This window comes from Streptomyces sp. NPDC031379, from assembly GCF_055569615.1.
Genome location: NZ_JBVIIT010000029.1, coordinates 111,050 through 121,036, shown reverse-complemented (window position 1 = coordinate 121,036; position 9,987 = coordinate 111,050). Strand labels below are relative to the sequence as shown.

Annotated in this window: 1 protein-coding gene; it reads right to left on the bottom strand. The window is 71.4% G+C overall.

Annotated elements, in window-relative coordinates:
* The coding region (locus ACZ5CW_RS34490; protein ID WP_468608483.1) for an SDR family NAD(P)-dependent oxidoreductase at window positions 1-9,956 on the bottom strand (9,956 nt) is incomplete at its 3' end.
* Window positions 9,957-9,987 lie beyond the last annotated feature (31 nt).

The window sequence follows — 9,987 nt, the reverse complement described above, 5'->3', positions numbered from 1 at the left end:
TCCAGACTCCGGGTCAACTCATCGAGGTGCCGGACCGCGTCCACCTTCGGCACGAACACCCTCGCCAACCGCTCCGGGGTCAACGTCCCGATCACGCCGGCATCCAGTACACCGGCCGTGTGCACGACACCGGTCAGACGGTGCTCGTCCGGCACCGACGCCAGCAGGCCCTCCACCTGAGCACGGTCGGACAGATCACAGGCCATCACCGACACCGACGCGCCCTGCGCGGTGAGGTCGGCGATCAATTCCGGCACACCCTCGGCGTCCGCACCCCGCCGACTCGCCAGCATCAGATGCCGGACACCGTGCCGGGTGACCAGGTGCCGTGCCGCCAGAGCGCCCAGGGCCCCTGCACCCGAGACCAGGACGGTCCCCTCCGGTCCGAACACCGGGCCGCCATCGACGGCTTGACCGGTCGCACGGCCGAGCCGAGGGGCCGACAGTGCCGTGCCACGGACAGCCACCTGGGGCTCCCCGCAGGCAAGCACCGAACCGAGCACGGATTCCGCTCCGTCACCGGAAACCGAGCCGGGGTCGGTGTCCAGCAGGATGATCCGGTCGGGGTGCTCGGCCTGGGCGGCACGCACCAGGCCCCATACCGCTGCTCCCGCCGGGTCGCTCACCGCACCGTCGTCACCCGCGGGTACCGCGCCCCGGGTCACCACCACCAGCCGCGACTCCTCCAGCCCGGCCCCGGACAGCCACGCCTGCAGCACACCCAACACCCGTGAGGACAGAGCCAGTACGGCATCCTCGCCCTCATCACCGACAGCCTCCAGAACCGCCACCGCCGGAACGTCCGCACCCGCCAGCACGTCATCGGCCAGAGTCGCCACCTCGTCAGCGGTGGCCACCGCCACCCACGACGGCGAAGACTCCGCCCCCTGCCCCGACGGCAGCTCGGTCCACTCCACCCGGAACAAGGAGTTGGCGGTCGCCGCGCTTGCCGCCGCGGCATCCAACTGGTCGGTGTACACCGCCCGCAACACCAGCGAGTCCGTCGTCAGCACCAGCCCGCCGGCCTCGTCCGCCGCCTCCAGCGACAAGGTGCCAGGCTCACCGGGCACCAGCCGTACCCGCAGCGCAGAGGCGCCCGCGGCATGCAACACCAGTCCGTTCCAGTCAAGCGGTTGCCGCACCACTTGCCCGTCGGGGTCACCTGCGACGTCACCATCAGCCGCTACGGCGCCGACTATCCCAACGTGGAGGGCGGCGTCCAGCAGGGCGGGATGGATACCGAACCGGCCGGCCTCCTTGCGCTGCTCCTCGGGCAGGGCGACCTCGGCGAAGACCTCCTCCTCGCCACGGCGCCACACCGCCCGCACGCCCTGGAACGCCGGGCCGTACCCGTAACCGCACTCGGCAAGGTTCGCGTAAAGGTCCCCGGCTTCCACCTGCTGCGCACCCGGCGGCGGCCACGCGACGAAGTCGAACCTTGCATCGCCAGCCTCCGGCCCAACCGTCGCCGACAGCACACCGGTGGCATGCCGCGTCCACACATCCGCGCCACCCTCGCCGACGGCATCCTCGCGCAGGGAGTACACGTCCACCGTGCGCGAGCCGTCCCCGCCCGGTCCGCCCACCGCGACCTGCACCCGAACTCCACCGTGCTCGGGCACCACCAACGGCGCCTCGGTCACGAGTTCTTCCAGCGCTCCACATCCGGCCTCGTCACCGGCCCGTACCGCCAACTCCACCAGGGCCGTGCCGGGGACCAGCACCACACCGCCGATCATGTGATCCGCCAGCCACGGGTGCGACCGCAACGACAGCCGCGAGGTGAACACCAGGCCGTCCGACTGCGGCAACTGCACCACCGCGCCGAGCAGTGGGTGATCGGCCGTCGCCTGCCCCAACGACGCCGCGTCGGTCGCCGACGCAGCCGGCTGCAGCCAGTAATGCCGGTGATCGAAGGCGTACGTCGGCAGGTCCACGCGTGCAGACACGGTCCCGGCGGGCAGGATCCCCGTCCAGTCCAGCGCTACTCCGCAGACGAACAGCTCGGCCATCGAGGCCAGCAGGCGCCGCAGGCCTCCGTCCTCCCGCCGCAGCGACCCGGTCACCACCACACCGGCGTCGCTGTCGGCGTCATCGACGATCTCCGTGACCGGCTGCACCAACACCGGACGCGCACTGACCTCCACGAAGACCCCGTGGCCCTGGGCGAGCAAGGCCACCACCGCGGGGCCGAAACGGACCTGCTGGCGCAGGTTGCGGTACCAGTACCCACCGTCCAACACCCCGGCGTCCTCCACCCAACCCCCGGTCACGGTCGAGTAGAACGGCACCACCGGGGCCTGTGCGGTGATTTCGGCCAGTGCTTCGGCGAGGGTGTCGCGGATGTCCTCCACATGCCGGGTGTGGGAGGCGTAGTCCACGGCGATCCGCCGCACCCGGACGCCTTCGCCGGACAGCGCCTCCAGCACCTCGTCCAGTGCCTGGGCATCCCCGGCGATCACCACCGAGGACGGGCCGTTGACCGCGGCCACCTCCACCCGGCCCGCCCAGCGCTCCAGCCGCTCGGTCGCGTCTTCCTCGCTCAGCGCGACGGAAGCCATACCGCCACGCCCGGACAGCTGACGTGCGATGGCCTGACTGCGCAGAGCCACCACACGCGCCGCATCCTCCAGCGACAACGCACCCGCCACACACGCAGCAGCGATCTCACCCTGCGAGTGACCCAGCACCGCATCCGTCACCACACCCACCGACGCCCACACCGCCGCCAGACCCACCATCACCGCGAAACTCGCCGGCTGCACCACATCCACCCGATCCAGCAGCTCGGGCTCCACGTCACCGCGCAGCACATCCACCAGCGGCCAATCCACCCACCGCTCCAACGCGGCAGCACACTCCCCCACCCGCTCAGCAAAGACCGGCGAGCAATCCAACAACTCCCGGCCCATCCCCACCCACTGCGAGCCCTGCCCGGGGAACACCCACACCACCTTGCCCGGCACACCCGAACCCGCACCGCCGGCCACCACACCAGGTGCGTCCTCACCCCGCGCCAACGCCCCCAGCCCCGCCAGCGCCTCCTCACCCGAACCGGCCACCACCACCGCACGCTCACCCAGCACCGCACGGCCCGACACCAACCCCGCAGCCACATCCCCCAGCGACACGCCCCCAGCAGCGTCAGACTCCAGGTACGACGCCAGCCGACCCGCCTGCCCCGCCAACGAACCCGCGCTCCCCGCCGACACCACCAACGGCACCACACCCACAGGCGCCGCCTCCTCCGCGACAGCCTCTTCCGGCGGCGCCTCCTCCAGAATCAGGTGCGCGTTCGTCCCGCTGATGCCGAACGAGGACACTCCAACCCGGCGCGGACGGCCGTTCCGCGGCCACTCTCGCGCCTCGGTCAGCAACTCGATGGCCCCGGCAGACCAATCCACCTGAGTCGTGGGTTCCTGGGCATGCAGCGTGGGAGGCATGACACCGTGCCGCAGTGCCTGCACCATCTTGATCACACCGGCCACGCCCGCCGCCGCCTGCGTGTGACCGATGTTCGACTTCAACGAGCCCAGCCACAACGGCTGTTCCGGGTCCCGGCCCTGTCCGTACGTCGCCAGCAACGCCTGCGCCTCGATCGGATCACCCAGCACCGTGCCCGTGCCATGGCCCTCCACCACGTCGACGTCGGACGGGGAGAGCCCGGCGCCGGCCAGGGCCTTGCGGATCACCCGCTGCTGCGACGGACCGTTCGGCGCGGTCAGGCCGTTCGACGCACCGTCCTGGTTCACCGCACTACCGCGGATCACCGCCAGCACCCGGTGCCCACGCTCCCGCGCCACCGACAACCGCTCCAGCACCACCAGGCCGATGCCTTCGGACAGCACCGTCCCGTCCGCGCCGTCCGCGTAAGCCTTGCAGCGTCCGTCAGCGGCCAGGCCCCGCTGCCGTGACATGCCGAGGACTCCGATCGGCGATCCCATCACGGCGACCCCGCCGGCCAGGGCCATCGAGCACTCGCCCTGCCGCAGCGCCTGCGCGGCCAGATGCATCGCCACCAAGGAAGACGAGCACGCCGTGTCCACCGTGACCGCCGGACCCTCGAAGCCGAACACGTACGACACCCGGCCCGACGCCACACTTCCCGCTGTGGCGGTCGTGACAAAGCCTTCGAGTTCGGCGGGCATGTTGCTCAGGGACTCGAGATAGTCGTGGATGGAGACGCCGGAGAAGACACCGATGTCGCCGCCTTGCGCCGTGGTCGGGTCGATGCCCGCCCGCTCCAGCGCCTCCCAGGAGGTCTCCAGCAGCAGCCGCTGCTGCGGGTCCATCGCCAGCGCCTCACGCGGCGAGATCCCGAAGAACCCCGCGTCGAACTGCGCGGCTTCGTGGAGGAACCCGCCCTGGGTGGTGTAGGAGGTTCCCGCGCTGTCAGGGTCGGGGTCGAACAGGTCCTCCAGGTCCCAGCCTCGGTCGTCGGGGAAGGACGACATACCCTCGCGGCCCTCGTGCACCATCCGCCACAGATCCTCGGGATCCGCCACACCGCCCGGCAGCCGGCACGCCATCCCGACGATCGCGATCGGTTCGTCGGGGTCCGCGGTGAGGGCAACGGCCGAGGCGGGGGCACCTTCCGCCCTGTCACCCAGCTCGTCGCGCAGGTGACGGGCGAGCGCCAGCGGGGTCGGGTAGTCGAAGATCAGGGTGGCCGGCAGTTTGACGCCGGTCGCCGCACTCAGCCGGTTCCGCAGTTCGACCGCGGTCAGGGAGTCGAACCCGATGTCGCTGAATCCACGTGTGCCCTGCGCCAGCTCGGGTCCGCTGAAGCCGAGTACTCCGGCCGCCTCGGCCTGGACGATGTCCAGGAGCACCCTTTCCTGTTCGGCCGGGGGCAGCCCGGCGAGCCGGCGCACCAGCCCGCCGCTGTCCCCGGCGGCCGCCCGTGCCTGGCGCCGGCCCGCGCGTACCAGGCCGCGCAGCAGATGCGGGACTCCCCCACCGGCCGCCGCCTGAGTGCGCAACGTCCGTAGGTCCAGCTTGATCGGCACCAGCAGCGCCCGGCCCATGTGCAGGCCGACGTCGAATACGGCCAAGCCCTCGTCCGGTGTCATCGCCAGCACGCCACCACGGCTCATACGCGCCTGATCGACGCTGCTGAGATGTGCGGTCATGCCGGTGGTCTGCTCCCAGAGGCCCCAGGCCAGCGACAGACCGGGCAGGCCCGCCGCCCGACGGCCGGCCATCAATCCGTCCAGGAAGGCGTTCGCCGCCGCGTAATTGCCCTGCCCGGCCGACCCCATGAGCGCGGCGGCGGACGAGAACACGATGAACGCGTCCAGGTCCAGATCGCGGGTCAGATCGTCGAGGTGGCGTACCGCGTCCACCTTCGGCGCGAACACCCTCGCCAACCGCTCCGGAGTCAACGTCCCGATCACACCGTCATCCAGCACACCGGCCACGTGCACCACACCGGTCAGGCGGTGTTCGTCCGGGACCGACGCCAGCAAGGCCTCGACCTGGGCGCGGTCGGACACATCACAGGCCACCACCGACACCACAGCGCCCTGCCCCGTGAGTTCGGCGACCAGCTCCTCCACACCTTCGGCGTCCGGGCCACGGCGACTGGCCAGCACCAGATGACGCACACCGTGCCGGATGACCAGATGCCGGGCCACCAGAGCGCCCAACGACCCGGTGGCGCCTGTGACCAGGACGGTTCCTTCGGGTCCGAACACAGCGGTGCTGCTTGGCACTTGATCGGCGGCGCGTACCAGCCGGGGTACGGAGAGGGTCCCTCCGCGCACCGCCACCTGGGGCTCCCCGCAGGCCAGCACCGACCCCAGAACGGACTCCGCTCCCCCACCGAAAGCCGGGCCGGTGCCGGTGCCGGTGCCGGTATCAGTGCCGGTGCCGGTGTCGGTGCCGGTGTCGGTGTCCAGCAGGACGATCCGGTCGGGATTCTCCGCCTGAGCAGCCCGGACCAGACCCCACACCGCCGCCCCCGCCGGGTCGCTCACCGCACCGCCGACCCCAGCCGGCACCGCACCCCGAGTCACCACCACCAGCCGCGACTCCTCCAGCCCAGACCCGGACAGCCACGCCTGCACCACACCCAACACCCGCGAACACAAAGCCAGTACGGCACCCACACCCTCACCACCGACAGCCTCCAAGACCGCCACCACCGGAACGCCTCCGCTCCCGGCCAGAGCTGTCACCTCGTCAGCCGTGGACACCGGCAACCACGACGGCGAAGACTCCACCCCCTGCCCCGACGGCAGCTCGGTCCACTCCACCCCGAACAGCGAGTCACGGCTGTCATCCGCCGCAGCGGCACCCAACTGGCCGGTGGACACCGGCAGGGACACCAGCGAGTCCATCGTCAAGACCAGGCCACCCGTCTCGTCGGCAGCCTGGAACGACAGTGCGTCCGGGCCGCACGGCGCGACTCGCACCCGCAGTGCCGAGGCACCCACGGCACGCAGCACCAGCCCGTTCCACGCGAACGGCAGCACCTTCCGGTCGTCGTCCGGATCGGCGAAGGCGTTCGTGTGGAGGGCGGCGTCCAGCAGCGCCGGGTGGATACCGAACTTGCCGGCTTCCTCCCGCCGTTCCGCGGGCAGGACTGCCTCGGCGAAGACCTCCTCGCCGCGCCGCCACACCGCTTGCAAGCCCTGGAACGCAGGCCCGTACGCGTAGCCGCGCTCGAGCAGATCGGTGTAGAAGTCCCCGATCGCGACCGGCTGCGCACCCGGCGGTGGCCACGCGGCGAAGTCGAATCCCTGCGCCGTCCCGTCGGTCGGCGACGAGGCCGACAGCAGTCCTGTGGCGTGCCGCGTCCACGCGTCCGCGCCGCCCTCACCGGCGGCGTCCTCGCGCAGCGAGTACACGTCCACCGTGCGCGAGCCGTTCTCGCCCGGTCCGCCCACGGCGACCTGCAGCCTGACCCCGCCGTGCTCGGACAGCACCAACGGCGCCTCGATCACGAGTTCTTCCAGGACGCCGTAGCCGAACTCGTCCCCGGCCCGCACCGCGAGATCGACGTACACGGTGCCGGGGATGAGCACGACACCCCCGATCGCGTGATCGGCCAGCCAGGGGTGCGAGCGCAGCGACAGCCGCGAGGTGAACACCAGCCCGTCGGAATGCGGCAACTGCACCACCGCGCCGAGCAGTGGGTGTTCGGCTCCGGCCAGTCCCAATGAAGCCGCGTCCGTGGCCGTTCCAGCCATCTGGAGCCAGTAGTGCTGGTGGTCGAAGGCGTAGGTCGGCAGATCCACCCTCGCGGGCACCGCCCCGGCGGGCAGGATCCCCGTCCAGTCCACGGTCATACCCCGTACGAACAGTTCGGCCATCGAGGTCAGCAGGCGCCGCAGGCCTCCGTCCTCCCGCCGCAGCGACCCGATCACCACCACACCGGCGTCGCGGTCGGCCTCATCGACGATCTCGGTGATCGGCTGGACGAGCACCGGGTGAGCGCTGACCTCCACGAAGACCCCGTGGCCCTGGGCGAGCAAGGCCACCACCGCGGGGCCGAAACGGACCTGCTGGCGCAGGTTGCGGTACCAGTACCCGCCGTCCAACACCCCGGCGTCCTCCACCCAACCCCCGGTCACGGTCGAGTAGAACGGCACCACCGGCGCCTGCGCATCGATCCCGGCCAGTGCTTCGGCGAGGGTGTCGCGGACGTCCTCCACATGCCGCGTATGCGAGGCATAGTCCACGGCGATCCGCCGCACCCGGACGCCCTGGTCGTCCAGTGCCTCCAGCGCCTCGTCCAGTGCCTGGGCATCCCCGGCGATCACCACCGAGGACGGGCCGTTGACCGCGGCCACCTCCACCCGGCCCGCCCACAACTCCAGCCGCTCGGTCACGTCCTCCTCGCTCAGCGCGACGGAAGCCATACCGCCACGCCCGGACAGCTGCCCTGCGATGGCCTGACTGCGCAGCGCCACCACACGCGTCGCATCCTCCAGCGACAACGCACCCGCCACACAGGCAGCAGCGATCTCACCCTGCGAGTGACCCAGCACCGCATCCGTCACCACACCCACCGACGCCCACACCGCCGCCAGACCCACCATCACCGCGAAACTCGCCGGCTGCACCACATCCACCCGATCCAGCAGCTCGGGCTCCACGTCACCGCGCAGCACATCCACCAGCGACCAGTCCACCCACCGCTCCAACGCGGCCGCACACTCCCCCACCCGCTCAGCAAAGACCGACGAGGAGTCCAACAACTCCCGGCCCATCCCCACCCACTGCGAGCCCTGCCCCGGGAACACCCACACCACCTTGCCCGGCACACCCGAACCCGCACCGCCGGCCACCACACCAGGTGCGTCCTCACCCCGCGCCAACGCCCCCAGCCCCGCCAGCGCCTCCTCACCCGAACCGGCCACCACCACCGCACGCTCACCCAGCACCGCACGGCCCGACACCAACCCCGCAGCCACATCCCCCAGCGACACACCCCCAGCAGCGTCGGACTCCAGGTACGACGCCAGCCGCCCCGCCTGCCCCGCCAACGAACCCGCGCTCCCCGCCGACACCACCAACGGCACCACACCCACAGGCGCCGCATCCTCCGCGAGAAGCTCCTGCGGCGGCGCCTCCTCCAGGATCAGGTGCGCGTTCGTCCCGCTGGCCCCGAAGGCGGAAACCCCTGCCCGGCGAGGATGCCCGTTCCGGGGCCACTCCCGGGCGTCGGTCAGCAACTCCACCGCACCGGCCGACCAGTCCACCTGGGGGGTGGGCGCGTCCAGGTGCTGGGTTGCCGGGAGGACGCCGTGCCGTAGCGCCTGGACCATCTTGATCACACCGGCCACGCCGGACGCCGCCTGCGTATGCCCGATGACGGACTTGACCGATCCGAGCCACAGCGGCTGTTCCGGGTCCCGGCTCTGCCCGTAGGTGGCCATGAGTGCCTGTGCCTCGATCGGATCGCCCAGCACCGTGCCCGTACCGTGGCCCTCGACCGCGTCGACGTCGGACGGGGAAAGCCCGGCGCCGGCCAGGGCCTTGCGGATCACCCGCTGCTGCGCCGGACCGTTCGGCGCGGTCAGGCCGTTGGAGGCGCCGTCCTGGTTCACGGCACTGCCCCGGATGACCGCCAGCACCCGGTGCCCGCGCTCCTGTGCCACCGACAGCCGCTCCAGCAGCACCACGCCCACGCCCTCGGCCCAACCGGAGCCGTCGGCGCCGGCGGCGTAGGACTTGCAGCGCCCGTCGAACGCGAGTGCGCGCTGACGCGCGAAGCCGACGAAGCCGCCCGGTGTGGCCATCACCGTCGCGCCGCCCGCGAGCGCCATCGAGCACTCGCCCCGGCGCAGTGCCTGTGCCGCGAGATGCAGCGCCACCAGCGAGGAGGAGCACATGGTGTCGACAGTCACCGCGGGGCCCTCGAGCCCGAGGGTATAGGCGACCCGCCCGGAGGCGACGCCGCCCGCGGTGCCCAGGGCGCGTTCCAGGCTGAGGAATCCCTCGAACCCGCTGAGGTCCGGCGCGTAGTCCTGGTGCACGATGCCGGCGAACACCCCGACGTCACTGCCCCGCACCGAGTGGGGGTCGATGCCGGCCCGCTCGAAGGTCTCCCAGGACACCTCGAGCAGTTGGCGCTGCTGGGGGTCCATCGCCAGGGCCTCACGCGGTGAGATGCCGAAGAACCCGGCGTCGAACTGGGCCGCCTCGTGCAGGAAGGCGCCCTCCCGCACATACGTCGTACCGGGGTTGTCGGGGTCCGGGTGGTAGAGGCCCTCGAGGTCCCAGCCGCGGTCCTCGGGGAAGGCGGTGTACACGTCGGCGCCCTCGGACACCACCCGCCACAAGTCCTCCGGATTGCGGATGCCGCCGGCGTACCGGCAGGCCATGGAGACGATCGCGATGGGCTCCGCGGCTGCCGCGACGAGTGTGCTGTTCTCCTGCTGAAGCCGGGCGTTCTCCTTCAGCGAGGCGCGCAGTGCCTCGACGATCTGCTCGTCTGGCGCCGACATAACCATCCTCCACGATTCGTTCACCATCGGT